Here is a 26999-nt window from a genome sequence, read left to right as displayed (position 1 = left end):
TGTTATCTGAAGCGATGTGGGATATTTGAATTATTCATTACACCGTCAAGATTGAATTTAGTGTGATCTTTAACTTGTTTAACCTCTCATCTGGTTAGATTTTGATTAAATACTTTTGCACTTTCAAACATGTGTGCCATATTCTCTACACTTTTTACATCTCAACTACCTATGTTTTGATTGAATTTTTGAGCACCAGCAAACATATGACGCATATCTTTTACTTTAGAAGTATTTCAATTTCCTATGTTTGTATTGAAGTTTTCAGTATGTTGAAACATATAACTCATATCAGTTACTTTAGAAGTATCTCAAGCTGTGTAAGTTGACCCACCTTTTCTTTTAACTGTTTTTTTTGATATATCTTGGTTGAATTCGTAAGCGTTTCCAAACATACCACCCATATCAGTTACATTTGAAGTATCTCAATTTCCTATTGATTGATTGAATATATTAGCCCCATAGAACATACTACTCATATTAGTTACTTTAGAAGTATCTCATTCAGATATGAAATTGTTGAATTTTTTAGCACTATAGAACATATGGTCCATATTAGTTACATTTGAGGTGTTTCATCTTCCTATATATTGGTTGAAATTCTTTGCTTCGGCAAACATATGACTCATATTAGTTACTTTAGAAGTATCTCAATTTCCTACATTATGGTTAAAGTTTTTAGCTTTAGAGAATGTATGACTCATATTAGTTACATTTCTAGTATTTCAACTTTCTATTCCTAAAATTGTTTCGCTTTTATTTTCTTCAAATGCATCTTCTAAACTAGTTATAAATGCAGGTAATACTGAAACAACTTTATTTGTATCTGTCTTAACTTTTTCAATTTGTCATTCATTAGCATTGTTTTTAAAGAATCCTATTCTTGTTAATTCTTTGTTATTGTTTGTGTAAGTAGCTGTTAAACCAAACTCGGCAGTAATTGTTCCGATAAATTTTTTGTTTTTTTCAGTTTTTCCAGTAATTGTTGCAGTGTTACCTTTAACTTGTATGTCTAGATCATTTGAATTTAAGTTTCAACTATTTCGATTAACTACTTCTTTTAATATAGAGTTTTTATCATTATTAGATAAGACGCCTAAATATTTTTGAGTTTGTTTTGATAAGTTTAATTTAGTTTCTATTGAACCTTGATATTTATCATTACCATCGATAGTAATTGTTGCAACATCATCAGCAACTACAGCTTTTAATTGATCACGAGTAATTTTATTTGAATCTAATAAACTAGAATTTAATTCAACAAAACGATTTAATACACTTTCAGTATCATTGTTTTTAAGATTGGTTATTTCTTTTTCAATTTTTTCAATTGAACTAAATTGATCTTTAACTGAATAAATGATTTCGATTTCACCTTGATATTGAGTGTTACTATCTTTAACTCTGATTTTTAATTTTCCATTGTCATTTGATACGACATCAAAATCATCTTTAGTTAAGTCTTCTAATCTATCTTTATTATTTTCAATAAATTGACTAATAATTGCATCCGGTGTATTTGAATTAAATATTCCAGCGTTTGTGTTTAAATCTTCAATTTCATTAATTTTTGTTTTAATTAAAAAGTTTAATGTAACTTCACCTTTATAAGTTTTGTTTCCATTTTTAGGTTTAACAATAATTGTCTTAGCATCTCTATTTATTTCTAAATCTAATTTATCAAAATCAACATCAATAGACTGATTCTTTTGTTTAATCAAATCAATTAACTTATTTGTATCATCTAAATCCGATTCATTAATTGTTCCTAAATTAGTTTCTTTTATTAATTTTGTTAAATCAATATAACCTAGTGAAAAAGTAATTTCAACTTGTCCTTGATAAGTTTTATCTCCAACTTTAGGTTTTATAATAACTTTATTTTCTTGAATTACTAATTCTACTTTATTTATATCTAAACTAGGATTTTTTTCCTTTATTAAATTTAATAATAATTTTTGATTAGTTTTATCAGCTTCACTAATTACCCCTAGATCTTTGTTGCTAATTAATGAAGACAAATCTTTTATTTTTGGTTGACTGTATCATATCCCAACTCCAACTCCAGCTATTGAAGCAGGAACAAAAGTTGCTATAGCTATTACTGATACAATTTTTTTATTTAATTTCATCATTTTCCCCCACATTTTGATGTTTTTAAAAAGATCACATTTAGTATACTTCTAAAAAAAATAAAAAAACTAAAATTACATTAAATTTTGCATAAAAAGGATTTTAATTAATTTGATGAAATTAACAATATGGTTAAGTAATATTTTCATTTAAAAAAAGTGTGGCTTTCTTCTTCTACCACACTTTTAATTATTTCTTTTCTCTAAATTTTTCTGGGATATTTTTTTCTTCTAAACTACTATTACTGTTAAATAAACCATATTTATCAACTTTTCTAACATCTCAGTTTGTTATGTTACGGTTGAATTTTTTAGCACCAACAAACATTCCACTCATATCAGTTACATTTGAAACTTTTCATCGAGAAATATCTTGATTAAATTCCTTAGTTCCTCTAAACATCGAACTCATATTAGTTACATGTCCAGTGCTTCAGTCACCTATATCTTGATTAAAGTTCTCAGCTCTTCAGAACATCGATGCCATATTTTGTACATTTTTAGTATTTCAAGATGAAATATCATGATTAAATTTCTCAGCACGTTCAAACATATGGCTCATATCTGTTATATTTTCAGTATTTCAGTTTTCTATTCCTTTAATTTCTTGTGCACTAAATCCATAAAAAGCATATTTAAGACTTTCTATTACTGGAGGTAACACGTCTATAACTTTTTTAAGATTTACTTTTTGTTTTTCTTGGATTTCTTTATCTGTAGAATTTATGAAAATCGCTGTAAATAATCCATCCGCTGGAGAAATAAAGTATCCAATTTCAGTAATTTCTTCAAAATTATCGTCTTTAAACTTAGTTTGTATCTTATTGAATTGTCCAAAAGGTAATGGAATTACTTCATCTTCATATTTAATTTTAAAAGATTCACTTTCAGGACTAATTTTAGTTTTGTCTCAATCAGTATCACTATCTTCACCTTTAGATATTACGACATTTAAATCATTTGCTTTTAATCTTCTAGTTACAGATTTTAATAATGTTTCATTTGTTAAAGATTTACCATACTTATCATTACCAAGTTTACTTGTTAATGTTTCATCAACAAATCTATCTTTAAATTACTGTCTCAAACACTTTTGATTTTATTAATAATTACTTGTTTTTGAGTAATAATTTTAAATGTAATTTCCGCTTGTCCTTTATAAATTTTGTAATCAGTTTTAGGTTTAACAATAACTTTATTATCTTGAACAACGAATTCTAATTTAGTAGGATGAAGTTTAGGATTCTTTTCTTTGATTAATTCAATTATTTTTTGCTTGTTATCTTTATAAGATTCATCAAGTTCTCCTAAATCAGCTTGTTCAATTAAAGTTTTTATATCAATAGTTGTTAATGAAAAGCTAATTTCAACTTCACCTTTATAAGTTTTATCTCCTACTTTAGGTTTAACAATAACTTTATCGTCTTGAATATCAAATTCTACTTTAGTCGGATCAAGATTTGGATTCTTTTCTTTGATTAATTCAATTATTTTTTCTTTATTATTTTTAATTGATTCATCAAGTTCACCCAAACTTTTATTACTAATTAATGATGATAAGTCTTTTATTTTAGTTTTAGGTTGACTATATCACATTCCAGCTCCAAATCCAGCTCCAACCAATCCGGCTGAACCAATAACTGTAGCACCTATTATTGGTATCATTTTTTTAGTTAATTTCATAAATCTTTCCTCACTTTTAAATTTGCATATGTAATCGATCACTTTTAGTGTACTTCAAAAAAAATAAAAAACTTGAAATTTTCAATAAAATATGCATGCGATATTTAATAATCATTAAAGTTGAAAATTATTTTTGACAAAATAAATTTTAAAAAAAAGCATGATTTAACAATCACGCCTTTTTGGCTTTAGTTATTATTGTTTTCTAAATTTTTCTGGGATATTTTTTTCTTTTAACGCACTTTTTCGCTAATAAATAAACCATGTTTTTCAACTTTTTTAACATCTCAATTAGATATGTTTTGATTAAAAGATTCTGCATCATAAAACATACCTTCCATATTTGTTACATTTGAAACATCCCAATTACTTATATTTTGATTGAACTTTTTAGTACGAGAAAACATGTTACTCATATTAGTTACTTTTGATACATCTCATCCACTTATATCTTGATTGAAGTTTTCAGCTCCAGTAAACATAAGACTCATATCGGTTATATTAGATGTGTCTCATTTTTCAATCCCTTCAATTTTTTCTGCTCCACAAACTAAAAAAGCATTAGAAAGACTCTCTATCATTGGTGGTAAATTTTCAGGAACTTTTTTAAGTGATCTTTTAAAATCATCAGAATTGCCATGTTGCAGAAGCTCTTCAATATTAAATAAAAAAATGGTAAATAACCCGTTATGAGAAACTACATAACCGATTTCAGTAATTTCTTCAAATTTATCATCTTTAAATTTTGTACCGATCTTATTAAATTCACCAAAAGGCAATGAAATTATTTGATCTTCATATTTAATTTTAAATGTTTGTGTTTTATGTTTATGATTAATTACAGTTTCGTTTCAAACTTTATCTTCTATATCATCTTCACCTTTAGATATTGAAAGATTTAAATTATGAACTTTTAATCTTCTAGTTACAGATTTTAATAACACTTGATTTGTTAAAGATTTCACAAAACCACGTTGTTCATCTGGACGAACTAAGGATTCATCAAAAAATCTATCTTTAAATTCACTATTTCAAATATGTTTTATTTTGTTAATGTTTCTTTCTTTTTCAGTAGTAGCTTTAAATATAATTTCATCTTCACCTTTATAAGTTTTTAGTCCATTTTTATTAGGTTTAAGAATAACTTTATCATCTAAAATATTAAAATCTAATTTATTAAAATCAATCTTAGCATTAGGATTTTTTTCTTTAATTAATTGGATTAATTTGTCTTTATTTTTATCTGATTGATCAATTTCACCTAAATCTTTTTTATCAATTAATAAAGATAAATCTTTTATTTTTGGTTGAGTGTATCATACTCCAACTCCAATTCCGACTATTGAAGCAGTAACAAGAGTTGCAACAGTTAGTATGGATATTATCTTTTTATTCAACTTCATTTGTTTGTCCTCTTTTTCTAAAAATACATAAATAAATCAAATATATTCTAGTTGCAAAAAAAAAAAAAAAGACTTGACATAATTGATATAATGTTGTCTAGTATGTAAAATTAATTGTATAAATTTAATATTAATTAGTGTTATGGACACGGTTTTAGTAAAGACATTACAGAGAGTTGACGGTTGGTGAGAGTCAAAGTGGATAGCTAAAATTACTACCATATCAAAAACACTACGTAGTGCGCGATAAGCATAAATTAAGATATATAACTGTTGTTATATGAATTAGGATGGTACCGCGGTTTTTTCGCTCCTAGTATTTTTTTACTAGGAGTTTTTTGTTTTTTTAAAGGAGAAATATTATGAAAATTATATTATTAGATAATTCAGTAAAAGAATTTAATAGCGCTATGAAAGTTAAAGAATTATCTCAATCAATTTTAGGTAGTTATTCTAAAAATATAATTGCTGCTAAAGTTGATAAAAAAATAGTTGATTTAGAATATGTTGTTGATAAAGATTGTAGTTTAGAATTAATTGATGCTAAACATAAAAACTATGAATTAGTTTTAAACTCAACACTAGGATTTATCGCAGCTTATGCTATTAAACAATTAAAACCTAATGCTAAATTAGCTGAAGTTTTATTTAATAATGATGAAATGGAATTTTCAACAACATTTGAACTAGAACCTAGAATGGTTTTAGATGAATTAAAACAAGTTCAAAAAAAAGTAAGTGAAATTTTAGCTTCAGATTTAGTAATTAAATCAGAACAAGTTAGTTTAGATGAAGCTAAAAAACTTTTATCAGATAATGATTATCAATTACATTTAGCTGAAAAAATGAATGAAAAATTTAATTATGTTCAATTATATTCAATTAATGATTTTACAATGGTATTAGAAAATGCTATTTTATTAGATTTCAAACAAATTAAAGCTGTTGATATTCAACAATTAACTGGATCATATTGATTAAATGATGCAAGTAATTTAATGTTATCTAGAGTTCACGGATTATGTGCATTATCAGAAAAACAATTAAATGAGAAAAAAGCGTTATTAGAAGATAGAAGAAGTCGTGATCATAGAACAATTAACAAATCATTAAAAATATTTGGATTTGATAATTTAGTTGGAGCAGGATTACCATTATGATTACCAAATGGATACATTCTTAAAAATGAAATTGAAAAATATTTACGTGAAAAAGAATGAGAATATGATTATATTCCAGTAGAAACTCCACCAATTGGATCAGTTGAATTATACAAAACTAGTGGTCACTGAGATCATTATGGAGAAGATATGTTCCAACCATTTAACGGTGGAAAAGGAAGTGGAGAACAATTCATTTTAAGACCAATGAACTGTCCTCATCATATTGCAGTTTATAAACAAGAACAAAGAAGTTATCGTGATTTACCACTAAGAATTTGTGAACACGCTATTCAACACCGTTTTGAATCAAGTGGATCATTAACTGGACTTGAAAGAGTTAGAGGTATGAAATTAACTGATTCTCATATTTTCTCTCGTCCAGATCAAATCGAAGAAGAATTCAGAAGAACTTATAAATTAATTAGTGAAGTATTAGAAACATTTAACATTGAAATAGATTATCTAAGTTTAAGTTTAAGAGATCCTGAAGATAAAGTTAAATACTTCCAAGATGATGATATGTGAAATAATGCTGAAGCTAGTTTAGAAAAAGTGTTACAAGATTTAGGATTAAAATACAAAAAATGTATTGGAGAAGCTGCTTTTTATGGACCTAAATTAGATATTCAAATCAAAACTGCTCAAAATCATGAAATCACTGTTTCAACTATTCAATTAGACTTCTTAATGCCTATGAAGTTTAACTTATCTTATGTAGATAAAGATCAAAAACTAGTTCGTCCTATTATGATTCACCGTGGATTAATTGGAACTTATGAAAGATTTGTAGCTATTTTATTAGAACAAACTAAAGGAGTATTACCAGTATGATTGGCTCCACGTCAAGTTGAAATTATTCCAGTTAATAGTGATAGTCAAGCATATGCAAATAAAGTATTTGAAATGTTAAAAAAACAATTTGTTAGATCACATATCGATTTAAGAGATGAAAGATTAAGTTACAAAATACGTGATGCTCAAACAAGCAAAATTCCTTATCAATTAGTATTAGGAAATAATGAAGTAAATAATAATACAATTACTTATAGAAGATATGGAAGTGAACAACAAATCACTGTACCAGTTCAAGAATTTATTGATATGTTAACTCAACAAATTAAAGATAAAAAATAATTAAATATAAATATTTCAATTAACAAAAAACCAAGTATCGATTGCTTGGTTTTTTTGTTTATTACATTTCTCTTTAGAATCATTTAATTATATAACAGTGTAATTCTTAAAATAGCTTTATTTTTTATATTAACTTAATCCATACTTTTATTTTGAAATTTTATGCAATTTTATTAATGGGGAAATTATTTTTATTTATCAAATAAAAGCTTAATCAATATTTTCAATTTACTATTATCAAAAAATACAATTCAAATATTTATGTAATTATGTGTATTTTAGTACTTGACATTAAAAAAAAAAAAAAAATAAAATGAAAATGTGCACGCATAGAAAGAGAACTAAATAGATAAAAGATCATAAGATCATAAATTTTAGTAAGGTAAAATATCGTGAAAAAATTATTATCATTTCTAGGTTTATTTGGTGCAACAATCTCAACAAGTTCAACAGTAGTTGCATGTAATAAACAAGAAAATCCATCAACACCTACAGATGGTCAAAACAACAATGAAAATCATCCTGAAACAGATCATTCTGAAACAGAAAATAATCGAATTAACTTAAATAGTTTTATATCTCAAAAAGATCTTGGAGAAATTAAATTACAAGATTTAACAGATGAAAAGATAATACAAAAAATAAAGGATTTAAACCCTTTGAGTAGTGAAGAAGATTTTTCAAAATTTTTAATAGAAATATCTGAATATACTGCAAAAATTACTCCAATTTTTAATAATTTAAAATTTAAAGGAGAAGTAACTGTTAGATTTATACCTATAGATGAGCAAACAAACGGTAGAGAAGCTGTTTATAATAAAGAAAAACAAAATATATGTGAAAAAATAGGATATTTCAAAAACGAAAGTGGAAAATGACAGATTAGACCACTTAAAAATATTACTAATGAGGTACCTAAAAAACTTCCTTGATTTATTAGTGATTTATCTAAAGCATTAGAAAATAATGTAAGTTCTTCTATAAAAAATCTTGATAAATGAGATACTTCAAATGTAACTAATATGTCTCTTTTATTTAAAAATGCATCAAAGTTTAATCAAAAATTAAACTTCAACACTTCAAATGTAACAAATATGCAAAGAATGTTTGAGGGAGCTTCAAGTTTTAATCAAGAATTAGATTTTGATACAAGAAATGTAACAGATATGAGTTATATGTTTTTATCTAGTTTTAGTTTCAACCAACAATTAAACTTCAACACTTCAAATGTAACAAACATGTCATTTATGTTTAGTGGTGCTACAAGATTTAACCAAGCATTAAGTTTCAACACTTCAAATGTAACTAATATGTCTAATATGTTTAAATATGCAACTAACTTTAATAAAGAATTAAACTTTAATACTTCAAATGTAACAGATATGAGTTATATGTTTAATGATGCTTTTAAATTTAATCAATCACTAAGTTTTGATACTTTAAAAGTAACAAATATGGAAGGAATGTTCAAAAACGCAAGTGACTTTAATAGTGAGCTAAACTTCAACACTTCAAATGTAACAAACATGTCAGCTATGTTTTATGAAGCCGAATCTTTCAATCAAGACATATCTAGTTGAGATGTAAATAATGTTACTTCACATGAATTATTTGCATCAGTAAAAGAAAATAAATATCATCCAGAGTGAACAAATGATAAAAGACCTACATTTAGACAACAAAATATAGTTAACAAATAAAAATGATATAGTCAACTTAATTTAGACTTATACTGAAAAATAAAATAGTTTTAGCTTAATATGCAAATATTCAACCAAAATTAAGACTAAACAACGTTAAATAAATATCATAAATATCTTGTTCTAATTAAAAGAAATAAATTAACCAATTTTAATATAATAAAAAGTAGAGTTATAATAACTCTATTTTTTGTATTTTTATTCCAGATTTATATAATTGCTTCTCTAAAAAAAAGTTTTTAAATTCAATCAATCACTAGGAGATAAATTTGATACTTCTAATGTAACTACTATGAAGTCAATGTTTAGCGGTGCATCAAGTTTCAATCAAGATATATCACACTTTAATACTTCAAAAGTAACTGATATGCAATCAATGTTTAGTGGTGCATCAAGTTTCAACCAAAACATTAACACTCAAGAAAAACAAAAAGCAGATGGTTCAAAATACACTGCTTGAGATGTTTCAAAAGTAACAGATATGAGATTCATGTTTCAAAACGCGAAAGCATTCGATCAAGATATTTCTAAATGAAATGTAATAATAAGTGATGCTGAAAAATTTAAAGACTTTAACTCTGGAGCTAACGCTGAATTTAAAGATCAAAAACTACCTGAAAAAATTAGAAATTCTTTGAGAACTAATAGTTAATAATTCAAAACATAAAATAGAGTTTATTGTTTAATAGACTCTATTTTTGTTTTTATATTTCAAAAAAACCTAATAAAACGGTCTTTAAAAAAAAAAAAAAAAACAAGTAAAATAGATTTTATGGCAAGTAAAAGTAAATTATTAAGCATCATTGCCGGGTTATTAGTTAGTTCTAGTTCAGTAGCTGGAGTAACGGTAGGAGTGTTACATAATAAAAGAAAATTAGACGCCAAAACTGTTAACCTTAACAATGATATTCCTGAGAACATGCGTTCTCTACAAATTCTATATACTGAAAATCAAGAACAAATATTAGGTCTTATAAATGAACAACGCAAGATTTTACAAACAGAAAAATCACATATAGATATTCAAATTAAAGATGTTGAATTTAAATTTAACTCAAGTGTTCCTAGTGTGACAATTTCTGCTAAAAAATCAAGCAGGTTTCTTAAAGGTTCAGTAGAAATAAAATTTAACAAACCAAACATCAATTCTCTAATAAAACAAGAGAAAAGAAATCTTGGTGTTTTTGAAGTGCGTACCATAGAAAAAGTTATTGAAATATTAGCTGAAAGAAATCTTTTAGATAACAGAGATTTTAATGCTGAAAAAATTAAACAAAACTTTGATATTCAAATTAATGAACAACAAAAAACTATTAAAGTTAAAGCAAAATCAGATTCTATTTTTTATGTTGGTGAAGTTGAGTTTAGATATGATCTTCCTCAATTTAGTACACTTTCAGACTTAAAAACAAATGTTGATCAATTAACTGACAACAACTCAAATACTGTTTTAAATAGATTTTTTGAATTAAACAAAACTTTATTTGAAAAAGAAAATGTAAAAATTAGTCGTGATCAATTACAAGTTGAAGTTAGTCAAAACACTGCAAAAATTACTTTAACTGGAAATAAAAACTATCAAGGTTCAATTACAGTTGATATTAAAGTTAAAGATCAATTTAGTTCAATTAATGATTTAAACGTACTTGTTGATCAATTAGTAAATAACAACTCAGAAACTGTTTTAAATAGATTCTGAGACATGCACAAAGCTAAACTTGAACAACTTAACATTAATAAAACTGATTTAAAAGTTGAAGTTCAATCATCACAAAACAAAGCAGTTATTTCAATAACACACACAAACTATCAAGGTTCAATTACAGTTGATATTAAAGTTAAAGATCAATTTAGTTCAATTAATAACTTAAACGTACTTGTTGATCAATTAGTAAATAACAACTCAGAAACTGTTTTAAATAGATTCTGAGACATGCACAAAGCTAAACTTGAACAACTTAACATTAATAAATCTGATTTAAAAGTTGAAGTTCAATCATCACAAAACAAAGCAGTTATTTCAATAACTCATTCAAACTATCAAGGTTCAATTACAGTTGATATTAAAGTTAAAGATCAATTTAGTTCAATTAATGATTTAAACGTACTTGTTGATCAATTAACAAATAACAACTCAGAAACTGTTTTAAATAGATTCTGAGACATGCACAAAGCTAAACTTGAACAACTTAACATTAATAAAACTGATTTAAAAGTTGAAGTTCAATCATCACAAAACAAAGCAGTTATTTCAATAACTCATTCAAACTATCAAGGTTCAATTACAGTTGATATTAAAGTTAAAGATCAATTTAGTTCAATTAATAACTTAAACGTACTTGTTGATCAATTAGTAAATAACAACTCAGAAACTGTTTTAAATAGATTTTGAGAAATACATAAATCTAAACTTGAACAACTTAACATTAATAAATCTGATTTAAAAGTTGAAGTTCAATCATCACAAAACAAAGCAGTTATTTCAATAACTCATTCAAACTATCAAGGTTCAATTACAGTTGATATTAAAGTTAAAGATCAATTTAGTTCAATTAATAACTTAAACGTAGTTGTTGATCAATTAGTAAATAACAACTCAGAAACTGTTTTAAATAGATTTTGAGAAATACATAAATCTAAACTTGAACAACTTAACATTAATAAATCTGATTTAAAAGTTGAAGTTCAATCATCACAAAACAAAGCAGTTATTTCAATAACACATGCAAACTATCAAGGTTCAATTACAGTTGATATTAAAGTTAAAGATCAATTTAGTTCAATTAATAACTTAAACGTACTTGTTGATCAATTAGTAAATAACAACTCAGAAACTGTTTTAAATAGATTTTGAGAAATACATAAATCTAAACTTGAACAACTTAACATTAATAAAACTGATTTAAAAGTTGAAGTTCAATCATCACAAAACAAAGCAGTTATTTCAATAACTCATTCAAACTATCAAGGTTCAATTACAGTTGATATTAAAGTTAAAGATCAATTCAGTTCAATTAATAACTTAAACGTAGTTGTTGATCAATTAGTAAATAATAATTCAGAAACTGTTTTAAATAGATTTTGAGAAATACATAAATCTAAACTTGAACAACTAAACATTAATAAATCTGATTTAAAAGTTGAAGTTCAATCATCACAAAACAAAGCAGTTATTTCAATAACACATGCAAACTATCAAGGTTCAATTACAGTTGATATTAAAGTTAAAGATCAATTCAGTTCAATTAATAACTTAAACGTAGTTGTTGATCAATTAGTAAATAATAATTCAGAAACTGTTTTAAATAGATTTTGAGAAATACATAAATCTAAACTTGAACAACTAAACATTAATAAATCTGATTTAAAAGTTGAAGTTCAATCATCACAAAACAAAGCAGTTATTTCAATAACACATGCAAACTATCAAGGTTCAATTACAGTTGATATTAAAGTTAAAGATCAATTCAGTTCAATTAATAACTTAAACGTAGTTGTTGATCAATTAGTAAATAATAATTCAGAAACTGTTTTAAATAGATTTTGAGAAATACATAAATCTAAACTTGAACAACTAAACATTAATAAATCTGATTTAAAAGTTGAAGTTCAATCATCACAAAACAAAGCAGTTATTTCAATAACACATGGAAACTATCAAGGTTCAATTACAGTTGATATTAAAGTTAAAGATCAATTCAGTTCAATTAATAACTTAAACGTAGTTGTTGATCAATTAGTAAATAATAATTCAGAAACTGTTTTAAATAGATTTTGAGAAATACATAAATCTAAACTTGAACAACTAAACATTAATAAATCTGATTTAAAAGTTGAAGTTCAATCATCACAAAACAAAGCAGTTATTTCAATAACTCATTCAAACTATCAAGGTTCAATTACAGTTGATATTAAAGTTAAAGATCAATTCAGTTCAATTAATAACTTAAACGTAGTTGTTGATCAATTAGTAAATAATAATTCAGAAACTGTTTTAAATAGATTTTGAGAAATACATAAATCTAAACTTGAACAACTAAACATTAATAAATCTGATTTAAAAGTTGAAGTTCAATCATCACAAAACAAAGCAGTTATTTCAATAACACATGCAAACTATCAAGGTTCAATTACAGTTGATATTAAAGTTAAAGATCAATTCAGTTCAATTAATAACTTAAACGTAGTTGTTGATCAATTAGTAAATAATAATTCAGAAACTGTTTTAAATAGATTTTGAGAAATACATAAATCTAAACTTGAACAACTAAACATTAATAAATCTGATTTAAAAGTTGAAGTTCAATCATCACAAAACAAAGCAGTTATTTCAATAACTCATTCAAACTATCAAGGTTCAATTACAGTTGATATTAAAGTTAAAACTGATATTGCAACTTTAGGATTAGATACAAATGTCCGAGTATTTTGAGATGCTTCAGTTAGTCAAGCTTTTACTAGGTTTTTGAACATTAACTTAGAAAAACTTATTCCACATGGATTAAACAGCAGAAAATATTTTACTATTACTTCATTTTCACTTGAAAAAAGATGATTCAAAATCAAAGTTGTTGATCACGATTCATTCCAAGGTGAACTTGAAATTATTTATTAAGCTAAAGATCTATTTGATACAATTTAAGGAATCGTAAAATATATAACTGATCTTAAAAAACAATGATACCGAAAGTGTGTTAAACAGTTTTATTAAATTAAATTCTAGTTTATTAAATTCACATAAAATTACTCGTCAACAATTAAAAGCTATAGTAAGTGATAATGTTGCGTTAATTACAATTATTGATAATGATAAACAATACCTAGGTTCAGTAAAAGTAAAATTAAGTTTATCAAAATAACTTCATGATTATTTAAATGTGTTTTCAGAAATTGATCATAACTCTATATTAAGAAGAATAAATATTCTAAATGAATGAAACTTAAATTTAAATGATTTAAATATACAAGTTCAAGGTAATACTGCAACAATTACCGGAATACGTCATTGAAATGAAAAATTTATTAAAACAATTACTGCTCAATTTGGTTTAACAGCTGAATATACAAATGATAGAAGAGTTAACAAGAATTGGATTCTTTAAAAATTCTTTTGGAGAATGACAAATTGAAAAAGTTGATACAATTACAAGTAAAGTAGTTCCAAACCTACCTACATTTATAAATAGTTTAGAATCTGCATTCACAAGAAATATAAACTCAACAATTTCAGGATTAGAAAGTTGAGATACTTCTAATGTTCCAAACATGAAGTCTATGTTCTCAGATGTAAAAAAACTTCAACCAAGCTTTAGGAGATAAATTTGATACTTCTCAAGTTACAACAATAGAACGAATGTTCCGTGGTGCAGAATCTTTCAACCAAAACATTAATACTCAAGAAAAACAAAAAGCAGATGGTTCAAAATATACTGCTTGAGATGTTTCAAAAGTAAGAGATGTGTCAGCTATGTTCCAAAATGCAAGAGCATTTAATCAAGATATTTCTAAATGAAATGTAACAATAAATGATACTGAACTATTTAAAAACTTTAACTCTGGAGCTAACGCTGAATTTAAAGATCAAAAATTACCTGAAAAAATTAGAAATTCTTTAAGAACTAATAGTTAATAATTCAAAACATAAAATAGAGTTTATTTAATAGACTCTATTTTTGTTTTTATATTTCAAAAAAACCTAATAAACCGGTCTTTAAAAAAAAAAAAAAAACAAGTAAAATAGATTTTATGGCAAGTAAAAGTAAATTATTAAGCATCATTGCCGGGTTATTAGTTAGTTCTAGTTCGGTAGCTGGAGTAACGGTAGGAGTGTTACATAATAAAAGAAAATTAGACGCCAAAACTGTTAACCTTAACAATGATATTCCTGAGAACATGCGTTCTCTACAAATTCTATATACTGAAAATCAAGAACAAATATTAGGTCTTATAAATGAACAACGTAAGATTTTAAAAACAGAAAAATCACATATAGATATTCAAATTAAAGATGTTGAATTTAATTTTAACCCAAGTGTTCCTAGTGTGACAATTTCTGCTAAAAAATCAAGCAGGTTTCTTAAAGGTTCAGTAGAAATAAAATTTAACAAACCAAACATCAATTCTCTAATAAAACAAGAGAAAAGAAATCTTGGTGTTTTTGAAGTGCGTACCATAGAAAAAGTTATTGAAATATTAGCTGAAAGAAATCTTTTAGATAACAGAGATTTTAATGCTGAAAAAATTAAACAAAACTTTGATATTCAAATTAATGAACAACAAAAAACTATTAAAGTTAAAGCAAAATTAGATTCTATTTTTTATGTTGGTGAAGTTGAGCTTAGATATGATCTTCCTCAATTTAGTACACTTTCAGACTTAAAAACAAATGTTGATCAATTAACTGATAACAACTCAAATACTGTTTTAAATAGATTTTTTGAATTAAACAAAACTTTATTTGAAAAAGAAAATGTAAAAATTAGTCGCGATCAATTACAAGTTGAAGTTAGTCAAAACACTGCAAAAATTACTTTAACTGGAAATAAAAACTATCAAGGTTCAATTACAGTTGATATTAAAGTTAAAGATCAATTTAGTTCAATTAATGATTTAAACGTAGTTGTTGATCAATTAGTAAATAACAATTCTCAAACTGTTTTAAACAGATTCTGAGACATGCACAAAGCTAAACTTGAAGAGCTAAACATTAATAAATCTGATTTAAAAGTTGAAGTTCAATCATCACAAAACAAAGCAGTTATTTCAATAACTCACACAAACTATCAAGGTTCAATTACAGTTGATATTAAAGTTAAAGATCAATTTAGTTCAATTAATAACTTAAACGTACTTGTTGATCAATTAGTAAATAACAACTCAGAAACTGTTTTAAATAGATTTTGAGAAATACACAAAGCTAAACTTGAACAACTTAACATTAATAAATCTGATTTAAAAGTTGAAGTTCAATCATCACAAAACAAAGCAGTTATTTCAATAACACATGCAAATTATCAAGGTTCAATTACAGTTGATATTAAAGTTAAAGATCAATTTAGTTCAATTAATGATTTAAACGTAGTTGTTGATCAATTAGTAAATAACAATTCTCAAACTGTTTTAAACAGATTCTGAGACATGCACAAAGCTAAGCTTGAAGAGCTAAACATTAATAAATCTGATTTAAAAGTTGAAGTTCAATCATCACAAAACAAAGCAGTTATTTCAATAACACATGCAAACTATCAAGGTTCAATTACAGTTGATATTAAAGTTAAAGATCAATTTAGTTCAATTAATAACTTAAACGTACTTGTTGATCAATTAGTAAATAACAATTCTCAAACTGTTTTAAACAGATTCTGAGACATGCACAAAGCTAAACTTGAAGAGCTTAACATTAATAAATCTGATTTAAAAGTTGAAGTTCAACAACAACAAAACAAAGCAGTTATTTCAATAACACATGCAAACTATCAAGGTTCAATTACAGTTGATATTAAAGTTAAAGATCAATTTAGTTCAATTAATAACTTAAACGTACTTGTTGATCAATTAGTAAATAACAATTCTCAAACTGTTTTAAACAGATTCTGAGACATGCACAAAGCTAAACTTGAACCATTAAACATTAATAAATCTGATTTAAAAGTTGAAGTTCAACAACAACAAAACAAAGCAGTTATTTCAATAACACATGCAAACTATCAAGGTTCAATTACAGTTGATATTAAAGTTAAAGAACAATTTAGTTCAATTAATGATTTAAACGTACTTGTTGATCAATTAGTAAATAACAATTCTCAAACTGTTTTAAACAGATTCTGAGACATGCATAAAGCTAAACTTGAAGAGCTTAACATTAATAAATCTGATTTAAAAGTTGAAGTTCAATCATCACAAAACAAAGCAGTTATTTCAATAACACATGCAAACTATCAAGGTTCAATTACAGTTGATATTAAAGTTAAAGATCAATTTAGTTCAATTAATAACTTAAACGTACTTGTTGATCAATTAGTAAATAACAACTCAGAAACTGTTTTAAATAGATTTTGAGAAATACACAAAGCTAAACTTGAACAACTTAACATTAATAAATCTGATTTAAAAGTTGAAGTTCAATCATCACAAAACAAAGCAGTTATTTCAATAACACATGCAAATTATCAAGGTTCAATTACAGTTGATATTAAAGTTAAAGATCAATTTAGTTCAATTAATAACTTAAACGTACTTGTTGATCAATTAGTAAATAACAATTCTCAAACTGTTTTAAACAGATTCTGAGACATGCACAAAGCTAAACTTGAACCATTAAACATTAATAAATCTGATTTAAAAGTTGAAGTTCAACAACAACAAAACAAAGCAGTTATTTCAATAACACATGCAAACTATCAAGGTTCAATTACAGTTGATATTAAAGTTAAAGATCAATTTAGTTCAATTAATGATTTAAACGTAGTTGTTGATCAATTAGTAAATAACAATTCTCAAACTGTTTTAAACAGATTCTGAGACATGCACAAAGCTAAACTTGAAGAGCTAAACATTAATAAATCTGATTTAAAAGTTGAAGTTCAATCATCACAAAACAAAGCAGTTATTTCAATAACACATGCAAATTATCAAGGTTCAATTACAGTTGATATTAAAGTTAAAGATCAATTTAGTTCAATTAATGATTTAAACGTAGTTGTTGATCAATTAGTAAATAACAATTCTCAAACTGTTTTAAACAGATTCTGAGACATGCACAAAGCTAAACTTGAAGAGCTAAACATTAATAAATCTGATTTAAAAGTTGAAGTTCAATCATCACAAAACAAAGCAGTTATTTCAATAACTCACACAAACTATCAAGGTTCAATTACAGTTGATATTAAAGTTAAAGATCAATTTAGTTCAATTGATAACTTAAACGTAGTTGTTGATCAATTAGTAAATAACAATTCTCAAACTGTTTTAAACAGATTCTGAGACATGCACAAAGCTAAGCTTGAAGAGCTAAACATTAATAAATCTGATTTAAAAGTTGAAGTTCAATCATCACAAAACAAAGCAGTTATTTCAATAACTCACACAAACTATCAAGGTTCAATTACAGTTGATATTAAAGTTAAAGATCAATTTAGTTCAATTGATAACTTAAACGTAGTTGTTGATCAATTAGTAAATAACAATTCTCAAACTGTTTTAAACAGATTCTGAGACATGCACAAAGCTAAGCTTGAAGAGCTAAACATTAATAAATCTGATTTAAAAGTTGAAGTTCAATCATCACAAAACAAAGCAGTTATTTCAATAACTCACACAAACTATCAAGGTTCAATTACAGTTGATATTAAAGTTAAAACTAAAATTAATGAAATTAGAGAGCTAAACACTAATGTAGGAGCATTTAATTCAGATGAACCTAATGCAATCATTGATACATTTATTGACAAAAACAAAGACAAATTAGTTGGATTAAACAGAGATAGTTTTACAGTTATAACAAATGAAAACGGAAAATTAAAAATCAAAGTTGTTGATACTCACGATTCATTCCAAGGTACAGTTGAAATTACTTATTCAATTAAAATTGATATTGCAACTTTAGGATTAGATACAAATGTCCGAGTATTTTGAGATGAGACAATTAATAAAGCTTTAAGTACGTTTATGAACATTAACTTAAAGAAACTTATTGAACATGGATTAAACGACAGAAGATTTTTTACTGTTATTGACTTTTCACTTGAAAGCAGATGATTCAAAATCAAAGTTGTAAATAACGATTCATTCCAAGGTGAACTTAAAATTCTTTATTAATCTAAAGATCTATTTTATACAATTTAAGGAATCGTAAAAGTTATAACTGATCTGAAAAAACAATGATACTGAAAGTGTGTTAAACAGTTTTATTAAATTAAATTCTAGTTTATTAAATTCACATAAAATTACTCGTCAACAATTAAAAGCTATAGTAAGTGATAATGTTGCTTGAATTAAAATTATTGATAATGATAAATACCTAGGTTTAGTAAAAGTAAAATTAAGTTTATCAAAACAACTTCATGATTATTTAAATGCGTTTTCAGAAATTGATCATAACTCTATATTAAGAAGAATAAATATTCTAAATGAATGAAACTTAAATTTAAATGATTTAAATATACAAGTTCAAGTTAACACTGCAACAATTACTGGAATACGTCATTGAAATGAAAAATTTATTGGAATAATTACTGCTCAATTTGGTTTAACAGCTGAATATACAAATGATAGAAGAGTTAACAAGAATAGGATTCTTTAAAAATTCTTTTGGAGAATGACAAATTGAAAAAGTTGATACAATTACAAGTAAAGTAGTTCCAAACTTACCTACATTTATAAATAGTTTAGAATCTGCATTCACAAGAAATATAAACTCAACAATTTCAGGATTAGAAAGTTGAGATACTTCTAATGTTACAAACATGAAGTCTATGTTCTCAGATACAAAAACTTCAACCAAGCTTTAGGAGATAAATTTGATACTTCTCAAGTTACAACAATGGAATGAATGTTCCGTGGTGCAGAATCTTTCAACCAAAACATTAATACTCAAGAAAAACAAAAAGCGGATGGAAGCAAATATACTGCTTGAGATGTTTCAAAAGTAAGAGATGTGTCAGCTATGTTCCAAAATGCAAAATCATTTAATCAAGATATTTCTAAATGAAATGTAACAATAAATGATACTGAACTATTTAAAGACTTTAACTCTGGAGCTAACGCTGAATTTAAAGATCAAAAATTACCTGAAAAAATTAGAAACTCTTTAAAAACTAATAGTTAATAATTCAAAACATAAAATAGAGTTTATTTAATAGACTCTATTTTTGTTTTCTATATTGTAATAACTCTCTTTTAATATAAAATTTAAATAATAAACATTGTCTTATAAGTTTATTAGAAAGCGAGAAAAACTATGAAGAAATTTTTAAGTGTATTAACAGCATCAGCAATCTTACTAACTACTGGTTCTTTTGCTTGAATAAACAATAACAATTCTAAAAATAATATCATTTTAAAACAAACAACTAATATTGCATCAAACACTGAAACTAATACTGAAACTAAAAAAGATTTATCACAATTGGTTATTGTTACAAATATAGGTGATATTCTTAAAGATTCAGATCAAGAAATTATAGCAGCTATCAATAGAAAAAATAAAGATGCTAGTTTAAACATTAGTGAATTAAAAATTGAAAAAAACAAAGATGGTAAAAAAGCAAAAATTTCAGCTAAAGAAGATAGTAAAAATTATCAAGGATCAGTTGATGTTGAATTTAATGTTAACGAAAATGCTCAATTTGATTTAAAAGATCTAATTAAAGTAAATGAAAAAATTAAATTAAAATTAAAAAGTAAAATAGATATCACAAAAATTGATAGTCTTCTTTTAAAACAAATAAGCAGAGCTAATGTTAAAACAACTTCAGAATTAGACATAAAACAATTAGATGTTATTCAAATTCTTTTCAACAATCCAAAAGAACGTAAATTTGAAGCGATCTCAGCAAAGATAAAAGCAAAATCTGATTCAAAAAATTATAAAAATGAAATAGAAGTTAAATTTACTATTGAATATCAAAAAGAAGAAAAAGTAGATAACAAAGGAGTAATTATTGCTTTATCTATTGCTTCAGCTTCTGTTTTAGCAGGAACTGCAATCCTAGTTACTAAAAAATATAAAAAATCATCAACTAACTAATAAGAACTTAAAACCAAATTAAATTTGGTTTTTTTATTTTATTTTTAAGTCTTAACATCATATTTTTTAAAAAACAAAAGACTATTTTTCAGCTCATCTGAAGAAAGTAAAATAGTTAAAATTTATTACATATTGTAAACATTGACTATAATAGGTTAAAATATATATTAGGAATAATTAATTCAATTAATTATTTTATTAAAAATTATTCACTAATAATGAAAAGAAAGGACTTTTTATGAAAGTTATTGTATTAGGTACTAATCACGCTGGTACAACAGCAGTTAGAACATTAAAAAGATTAGATCCAACTTGTGAAGTAACTACATATGACAAAAATGATGCTATTTCATTTTTAGGTTGTGGTATTGCTTTATGAGTTAAAGGAGAAGTAAAAGATCCAAATATGTTATTTTACGCTTCTCCAGAAACTTTAAAATCTGAAGGAATCAACGTATTTATGAATCACGATGTTTTATCAGTTGATGATAAAACAAAAACAGTTACTGTTAAAGATTTATTAACAGGTGAAACAAAAACTGATAACTATGATAAATTAATCGTTGCTACTGGAACATGACCACTAATTCCTCCTATCCCAGGAATTGACTTAGATGGTGTTCAAATTTGTAAAAATTACCACCACGCTAAAAAAATTCTAGAACACAACTTAGATAAAAATTACAAAAAAATCGCAGTTGTTGGAGCAGGATACATTGGTGTTGAATTAGTTGAAGCTTTCAATGAATTTGGAAAAGATGTTACTTTAATTGACGTTGCTGACAGAATTATGCCAGTTTACTACGATAAAGAATTTACTGATTTAATGCAAGAAAAAATGACTAAAGCAGGTGTTAAATTAGTATTAGGTTCAAAAGTTACTGAATTCAAAGGAGAAAACGGAAAAGTTACTCAAGTTGTTACTGATAAAGGTTCAATTGATGTAGATTACGTAATTTTCTCAGTAGGTGTGAGACCTCAAACTAAAATTCTTGAAGGAGTTTGTGACTTAGACGAAAGAGGAGCTATTGTAACAAATGACTATATGCAAACAACAAATGCTGACATTTATGCAGTAGGAGATTGTGCTCAAGTATTTAACAAAGCTTTAAACAAAAGTGTTCCAATCCAATTAGCTACAACTGCAGTTAGAACTGCTGTTACAGCTGCAACAAACATCATTAGAGGAAATGTATTGAAATCACCTGGATATACTGGAGCAAACGGTATTTCAGTTTTCGACTTCCACATGGCAAGTGTAGGAGTTTCAGTTGAAGCTGCTAAACGTTTAGGAATGGAAGTAGAATCAATCAATTTCCACGATTTAGATAGACCTGAATTCATGTCATCAGCACACGATGTATGATTCAAAGTTGTTTGAGACAAAAACACAAGAAAAATTGTTGGAGCTCAAGTAGCAAGTGAAAAAAACCATACAGAAGTAATGTACATGCTAGCTTTAGGAATTCAAAAAGACTTAACAATCGATGAATTACCACTAGTTGATATTTTCTTCTTACCACACTTCAACAAACCATTTAACTTCATTTCATTAGCTGGATTAGAAGTTTTAGGGTTAAATTACTTTAAAAAGAAATAGTTTATGATTAATTTATTAATTTCAAAATACCATGATCCAGCTATTAATTTAGCGATCGAAGAATACTTAACATATCATTGAAAATCAAAAGATCCAATTGTGTTTTTCTGACAAAATGCTAATACCATTGTTGTTGGGCGTAACCAAAACACATTTGCTGAAATTAATTTAACTGAAGCTTGAAAAGACGGAGTTAAAATCATCAAAAGAAATACTGGTGGTGGAACTGTTTATCAAGATTTAGGTAATGTATGTTATTCACTAATCGTAGATAATTCAACTGATGATGTAGATTACCAAAAAGCTTTACAACCAATAATTACTTATTTAAATGAAAATAAAATACCTGCTGAATTTTCAGGTAGAAATGACATGGTAATTGATGGATATAAAGTTAGTGGTAATGCCCAATTAAAAACTAAAACTAAAACTTTAGTTCATGGAACATTATTATTTAATGTTGATTTATCTAAAATAGCTAAGTATCTAATTGTTGATCCAGAAAAATTAAAACATCAACAAGTTAGATCTAAACCAGCTAGAGTAAGAAACATTAAAGATTTCTTTAAAGATCTAAACATCGATATTAATTTAGATACTTTTATTAGTAATGTAATTGATTCATATGTTAAAAATGAAGATATTCATTGAATTGAATTAACAGATGAAGAAATTCAAACAATTAATAAAGCTAAATTAGAAAAATATGATAGATGAGAATGAAACTTTGGTCGCAATACAAATTTCTCATTAAACAAAAAGAAATACTTAGAAACTAAAGGATTTATCCAAATTAGTTTAGATGTAGACAACGGAACTATTAAAGATATTAAAATTTATGGTGATTTTTTAGGAACTCAAGGTACTGAAGAATTAGAACAATCTTTAATAGGAGTTGACTTTAAACAAGAAGATATCGAAAAAGTATTAGATAAATACGACTTAGAAGAGATCTTTGCTAAAAACTTTACTAAAGAAGATTTCGTAAAATTATTATTTGAATAATTTGTAACAGAAAGGAAGCCGCAAATGATTTATTTAGGAAAATTTGATCCATTAAAAGATGAATGCGTTCGAGTAATGGATAAAGATGGGAAGATTATTAACCCTAAATTAATGCCAAAAATTTCTCCAGAAGAAGTTTTAGAAGCATACAAAATAATGAATCTTTCACGTAGACAAGATATTTATCAAAACACAATGCAACGTCAAGGAAGATTATTATCATTCTTATCATCAACAGGTCAAGAAGCTTGTGAAGTTGCATATATTACTGCATTAAACAAAAAAACTGATCACTTTGCAAGTGGATACAGAAACAATGCTGCATGACTAGCAATGGGTCAAAAAATAAGAAACATTATGCTTTACTGAGCAGGTAACGAATTAGGAGCTAAATCACCAGATGGTGTTAACTCATTACCACCAAACATCGTTATTGGTTCACAATACTCACAAGCTACAGGTATAGCTTTCGCTGAAAAATACAGAAAATCAGGAGGAGTTGTTGTAACTACTACTGGAGATGGTGGAACTAGTGAAGGTGAAACTTATGAAGCAATGAACTTTGCTAAACTTCACGAAGTACCAGTTGTATTCGTATGTGAAAACAACCAATGAGCTATTTCGACTGCAAGAAGCGAACAAACTAAATCATTAAACTTCGCAGTTAAAGCTATTGCAACAGGAACTCCATCAATTAAAGTTGACGGAAATGACTACCTTGCATGTATAGGTGTATTCAAAGAAGTTGTTGAATACGTAAGAAACGGTAATGGACCAGTATTTGTTGAATGTGAAACTTACAGATTAGGAGCACACTCATCTTCAGATAACCCAGATGTATACCGTCCAAAAGGTGAATTTGAAGCTATGCAAGCATATGATCCATTAGTAAGATTAAAAAAATGATTAATCGAAAACAATGTTTGATCAGATAAACAACAAGAAGAATTAGATGCTGAACAAGACAAATTAGTTGCAGCAGAATTCGCATGAGTTGAAGAAAACAAAAACTATGGATTAGAAGAAATCTTCAAATACCAATATGCTGAAATGGATTCATTCTTAAAAGAACAATACGAAGAAGCTAAAGCATTCTTTGAAAAATACCCAGACGCTGCTGAAGGAGGACACCACTAATGGCTATCGTTAATAATATTAAAGCTGTAACAGATGCGTTAGATTCTGCAATGGAAAAACACAAAGAAGTTGTTGTTTTCGGAGAAGACGTAGGTACTGAAGGAGGAGTTTTCAGAGCTACTCAAGGACTACAAGTTAAATATGGTAAAGACCGTTGTTTCAACGCACCAATCAGTGAGGCTATGTTTGCCGGAGTTGGTCTAGGAATGGCAATGGCAGGTATGAAACCAGTTGTTGAATTACAATTCGAAGGTTTAGGATTAGCTGCTTTCCAAAACATTATGACTAACATCGCAAGAATGAGAAACCGTACAAGAGGTAAATATACTGCACCTATGGTTATTAGAACACCAATGGGTGGAGGAATCCGTGCGTTAGAACACCACAGTGAAGCTTTAGAAGCTATGTTCGCACACACACCAGGAATTCAAGTTGTTTGTCCATCAACTCCATATGATACAAGAGGTTTAATCTTAGCTGCTATCGAATCACCAGATCCAGTTATTGTTTTAGAACCAACTAAATTATATAGAGCATTCAAACAAGAAATTCCAGATGAATACTACACAATTAAAATTGGAGAAGGATACAAAATCCAAGAAGGAAACGACTTAACAGTTGTTACTTATGGAGCACAAACTGTTGACTGTCAAAAAGCAGTTGAATTATTAAAACAAAGTCATCCAAATGCTACAGTTGACTTAATCGACTTACGTTCAATCAAACCATGAGACAAAAAAATGGTTGTTGAATCAGTTAAAAAAACTGGAAGATTATTAGTTGTACATGAAGCTGTTAAATCATTCTCAGTTTCTTCAGAAATTATGGCTACAGTAAACGAAGAATGCTTCGAATACTTAAAAGCTCCTTTAGCAAGATGTACAGGTTACGACGTTATTACTCCATTCGATAGAGGAGAAGGATACTTCCAAACTAATCCTTTAAAAGTTTTCGAAAAAATGAAAGAACTTTTAGATTTTAAATTTTAGAGAGAAAGGATAAAGAAATATGTATCAAGTTAAATTTGCTGATATCGGTGAAGGATTAACTGAAGGAACAGTTGCTGAAGTTTTAGTTAAAGTTGGTGACGTTGTTAAAGCAGGTCAACCTTTATACTTCGTTGAAACTGATAAAGTTAACAGTGAAATTCCTGCTCCGATTGATGGAAAAATCGCAGTAATCAACATTAAAGCTGGTCAAGAAATCAAAGTTGGAGAAGTTGTTATGGAAATTGAAGACGGAGCTTCAGCTGAAGCTTGTCCAAAAGATGGAGCATGCTCTTCATCTAAAGAAGCTAAATCAGAACCTGTTGAAGAAAACGCAAGTGTTATTGGAGCAACTCCTGTTTCAAACGAATTACTTGTAAGAAACATTCCAAAAACAACTTCATTAGCTCAACAAGTAATTAAAGCAACTCCTTTAGCAAGAAAAGTTGCTGCTGATTTAAATGTTGATCTATCATCAATTCAAGGAACTGGACCAAACGGAAGAATTTTAGTAGCTGACGTTAAAGGTTCACAACCAAGTGTTCAAGTTCAACCAGCTTCAGTTCAAGAACAACCAGCTCCAATCAAGAGATTACTAGATATTGATGCACCATTATCATGAGACACAATCAACATGAATGGTATTAGAAAAGCAACAGTTAAAGCTATGGTTAAATCACATACTGAAATTGCTGCATTCTCTGGTATGAAAAATGTTGACATTACAGAAACTTACAAATTAAGATCTGATTTAAAAGATTCTGCTGCATCACAAGGAGTTAAATTAACTTACTTAGCATTCATCATCAAAGCTTGTGCTAAAGCATTACGTGATATGCCAAATATTAATGCAAGAGGAGATTTTGCAAACAACAAAATCCAATACATGCATAATATAAACATTGGTATTGCCGTAGATACTCCTCAAGGATTAATGGTTCCTGTAATTAAAGGTGCTGACTTATTAAGTGTCTTTGAAATTGCTAACAAAATTTCTGAATTAGCAAACAAAGCTAAAGAAGGAAAATTAAGCATGAAAGAAATGAGTGAAGCAACATTCACAGTTTCAAACTTTGGTTCAGTAGGACTAGACTACGCAACTCCAATTATTAATTCACCAGAATCTGCTATTTTAGGAGTTGGAACAATGACTCAAACTCCAATGTACATTAATGGTGAAATTCAACCTAGGTTCATAATGCCATTCTCAATGACTTGTGACCACAGAATTATCGATGGTGCAGACGCAGGAAGATTCTTAGTTAAAGTTCAAGAATACCTAGCAAAACCAATCGCACTATTTGTCTAAA

Annotated in this window: 23 protein-coding genes; 19 read left to right on the top strand and 4 right to left on the bottom strand. The window is 26.8% G+C overall.

What is annotated here, in order from left to right; translation table 4 throughout:
• Positions 1 to 2: 2 nt before the first annotated feature.
• On the bottom strand, positions 3 to 2132 hold the full coding sequence (locus tag MYE_RS04040; RefSeq protein WP_052491417.1) for a BspA family leucine-rich repeat surface protein: 2130 nt from the start codon (positions 2130 to 2132) through the stop codon (positions 3 to 5).
• 190 nt (positions 2133 to 2322) lie between these two features.
• Positions 2323 to 2796, bottom strand: coding sequence for a BspA family leucine-rich repeat surface protein (locus MYE_RS04410; protein ID WP_052491416.1), 474 nt, complete (start codon positions 2794 to 2796; stop codon positions 2323 to 2325).
• Positions 2797 to 2857: 61 nt separating this feature from the next.
• Here MYE_RS04410 and MYE_RS04405 point away from each other — a divergent pair, with 61 nt between their 5' ends.
• Positions 2858 to 3238 carry a hypothetical protein gene (locus MYE_RS04405; RefSeq protein ID WP_042733363.1) on the top strand — a complete coding sequence of 127 codons (381 nt, stop codon included), beginning with the start codon at positions 2858 to 2860 and terminating at the stop codon, positions 3236 to 3238.
• Here the strand turns inward: MYE_RS04405 and MYE_RS04400 are convergent.
• The gene (locus MYE_RS04400; protein WP_042733362.1) at positions 3177 to 3815 is read right to left on the bottom strand and encodes a hypothetical protein; all 639 of its coding nucleotides are present in this window, start codon (positions 3813 to 3815) and stop codon (positions 3177 to 3179) included. The genes MYE_RS04405 and MYE_RS04400 overlap by 62 nt on opposite strands.
• 233 nt (positions 3816 to 4048) lie before the next feature.
• Complete coding sequence (locus MYE_RS04035) at positions 4049 to 5218, bottom strand: BspA family leucine-rich repeat surface protein (RefSeq protein WP_052491415.1); 1170 nt, start codon at positions 5216 to 5218, stop codon at positions 4049 to 4051.
• A 362-nt stretch (positions 5219 to 5580) separates the two neighbouring features.
• On the opposite strand from MYE_RS04035, the gene thrS reads away from it, so the two are divergent.
• From thrS to MYE_RS02215, 18 genes are all read left to right on the top strand, one after another.
• Positions 5581 to 7515, top strand: a complete 1935-nt coding sequence (gene thrS / locus MYE_RS02285; protein ID WP_042733361.1) for a threonine--tRNA ligase — start codon at positions 5581 to 5583, stop codon at positions 7513 to 7515.
• A gap of 392 nt (positions 7516 to 7907) precedes the next feature.
• Complete coding sequence (locus MYE_RS02280; protein WP_052491414.1) at positions 7908 to 9215, top strand: BspA family leucine-rich repeat surface protein; 1308 nt, start codon at positions 7908 to 7910, stop codon at positions 9213 to 9215.
• A gap of 292 nt (positions 9216 to 9507) precedes the next feature.
• Entirely contained in the window at positions 9508 to 9867 is a 360-nt protein-coding gene (locus MYE_RS02275; protein WP_052491413.1) for a BspA family leucine-rich repeat surface protein, read from the top strand.
• A 120-nt stretch (positions 9868 to 9987) separates the two neighbouring features.
• On the top strand, positions 9988 to 13830 hold the full coding sequence (locus MYE_RS02270; protein WP_042733360.1) for a hypothetical protein: 3843 nt from the start codon (positions 9988 to 9990) through the stop codon (positions 13828 to 13830).
• Positions 13831 to 13906: 76 nt separating this feature from the next.
• Positions 13907 to 14074: a hypothetical protein gene (locus MYE_RS04270; RefSeq protein WP_158438490.1), complete on the top strand. Its 168-nt coding sequence runs from the start codon at positions 13907 to 13909 to the stop codon at positions 14072 to 14074.
• 18 nt (positions 14075 to 14092) lie between these two features.
• A complete protein-coding gene (locus MYE_RS02265) occupies positions 14093 to 14317 on the top strand; it encodes a hypothetical protein (protein ID WP_042733359.1) in 225 nt (74 codons plus the stop codon).
• Positions 14283 to 14534 carry a BspA family leucine-rich repeat surface protein gene (locus MYE_RS04030; protein WP_052491412.1) on the top strand — a complete coding sequence of 84 codons (252 nt, stop codon included), beginning with the start codon at positions 14283 to 14285 and terminating at the stop codon, positions 14532 to 14534. The genes MYE_RS02265 and MYE_RS04030 overlap by 35 nt, the downstream gene beginning before the upstream one ends.
• Entirely contained in the window at positions 14524 to 14844 is a 321-nt protein-coding gene (locus tag MYE_RS04025; RefSeq protein ID WP_082028305.1) for a BspA family leucine-rich repeat surface protein, read from the top strand. The genes MYE_RS04030 and MYE_RS04025 overlap by 11 nt, the downstream gene beginning before the upstream one ends.
• A gap of 116 nt (positions 14845 to 14960) precedes the next feature.
• A complete protein-coding gene (locus MYE_RS02255) occupies positions 14961 to 19031 on the top strand; it encodes a hypothetical protein (protein ID WP_042733358.1) in 4071 nt (1356 codons plus the stop codon).
• A gap of 76 nt (positions 19032 to 19107) precedes the next feature.
• Positions 19108 to 19515, top strand: coding sequence for a hypothetical protein (locus MYE_RS02250; RefSeq protein WP_042733357.1), 408 nt, complete (start codon positions 19108 to 19110; stop codon positions 19513 to 19515).
• Positions 19481 to 19723, top strand: coding sequence for a BspA family leucine-rich repeat surface protein (locus tag MYE_RS04020; RefSeq protein WP_052491410.1), 243 nt, complete (start codon positions 19481 to 19483; stop codon positions 19721 to 19723). Before MYE_RS02250 ends, MYE_RS04020 begins: the two co-directional genes overlap by 35 nt.
• A 32-nt stretch (positions 19724 to 19755) precedes the next feature.
• Positions 19756 to 20040, top strand: a complete 285-nt coding sequence (locus MYE_RS04015; RefSeq protein WP_052491409.1) for a BspA family leucine-rich repeat surface protein — start codon at positions 19756 to 19758, stop codon at positions 20038 to 20040.
• Positions 20041 to 20172: 132 nt separating this feature from the next.
• Entirely contained in the window at positions 20173 to 20961 is a 789-nt protein-coding gene (locus MYE_RS02240; RefSeq protein ID WP_042733356.1) for a hypothetical protein, read from the top strand.
• A gap of 238 nt (positions 20962 to 21199) precedes the next feature.
• Positions 21200 to 22561, top strand: coding sequence for an FAD-dependent oxidoreductase (locus tag MYE_RS02235; RefSeq protein WP_004430208.1), 1362 nt, complete (start codon positions 21200 to 21202; stop codon positions 22559 to 22561).
• Between the two features lie 3 nt (positions 22562 to 22564).
• Positions 22565 to 23566, top strand: coding sequence for a lipoate--protein ligase (locus tag MYE_RS02230; RefSeq protein ID WP_042733355.1), 1002 nt, complete (start codon positions 22565 to 22567; stop codon positions 23564 to 23566).
• A 24-nt stretch (positions 23567 to 23590) separates the two neighbouring features.
• The gene (gene pdhA, locus MYE_RS02225) at positions 23591 to 24703 is read left to right on the top strand and encodes a pyruvate dehydrogenase (acetyl-transferring) E1 component subunit alpha (RefSeq protein ID WP_004430214.1); all 1113 of its coding nucleotides are present in this window, start codon (positions 23591 to 23593) and stop codon (positions 24701 to 24703) included.
• Positions 24703 to 25692, top strand: coding sequence for an alpha-ketoacid dehydrogenase subunit beta (locus MYE_RS02220; protein ID WP_004430218.1), 990 nt, complete (start codon positions 24703 to 24705; stop codon positions 25690 to 25692). Before pdhA ends, MYE_RS02220 begins: the two co-directional genes overlap by 1 nt.
• 19 nt (positions 25693 to 25711) lie before the next feature.
• Positions 25712 to 26998: a dihydrolipoamide acetyltransferase family protein gene (locus MYE_RS02215; protein ID WP_042733354.1), complete on the top strand. Its 1287-nt coding sequence runs from the start codon at positions 25712 to 25714 to the stop codon at positions 26996 to 26998.
• Position 26999 lies beyond the last annotated feature (1 nt).

The organism is Mycoplasma yeatsii GM274B (assembly GCF_000875755.1).
Classification (GTDB): Bacteria; Bacillota_I; Bacilli_A; order Mycoplasmatales; family Mycoplasmataceae; genus Mycoplasma; species Mycoplasma yeatsii.
This window is presented reverse-complemented; position numbering and strand designations above follow the sequence as displayed.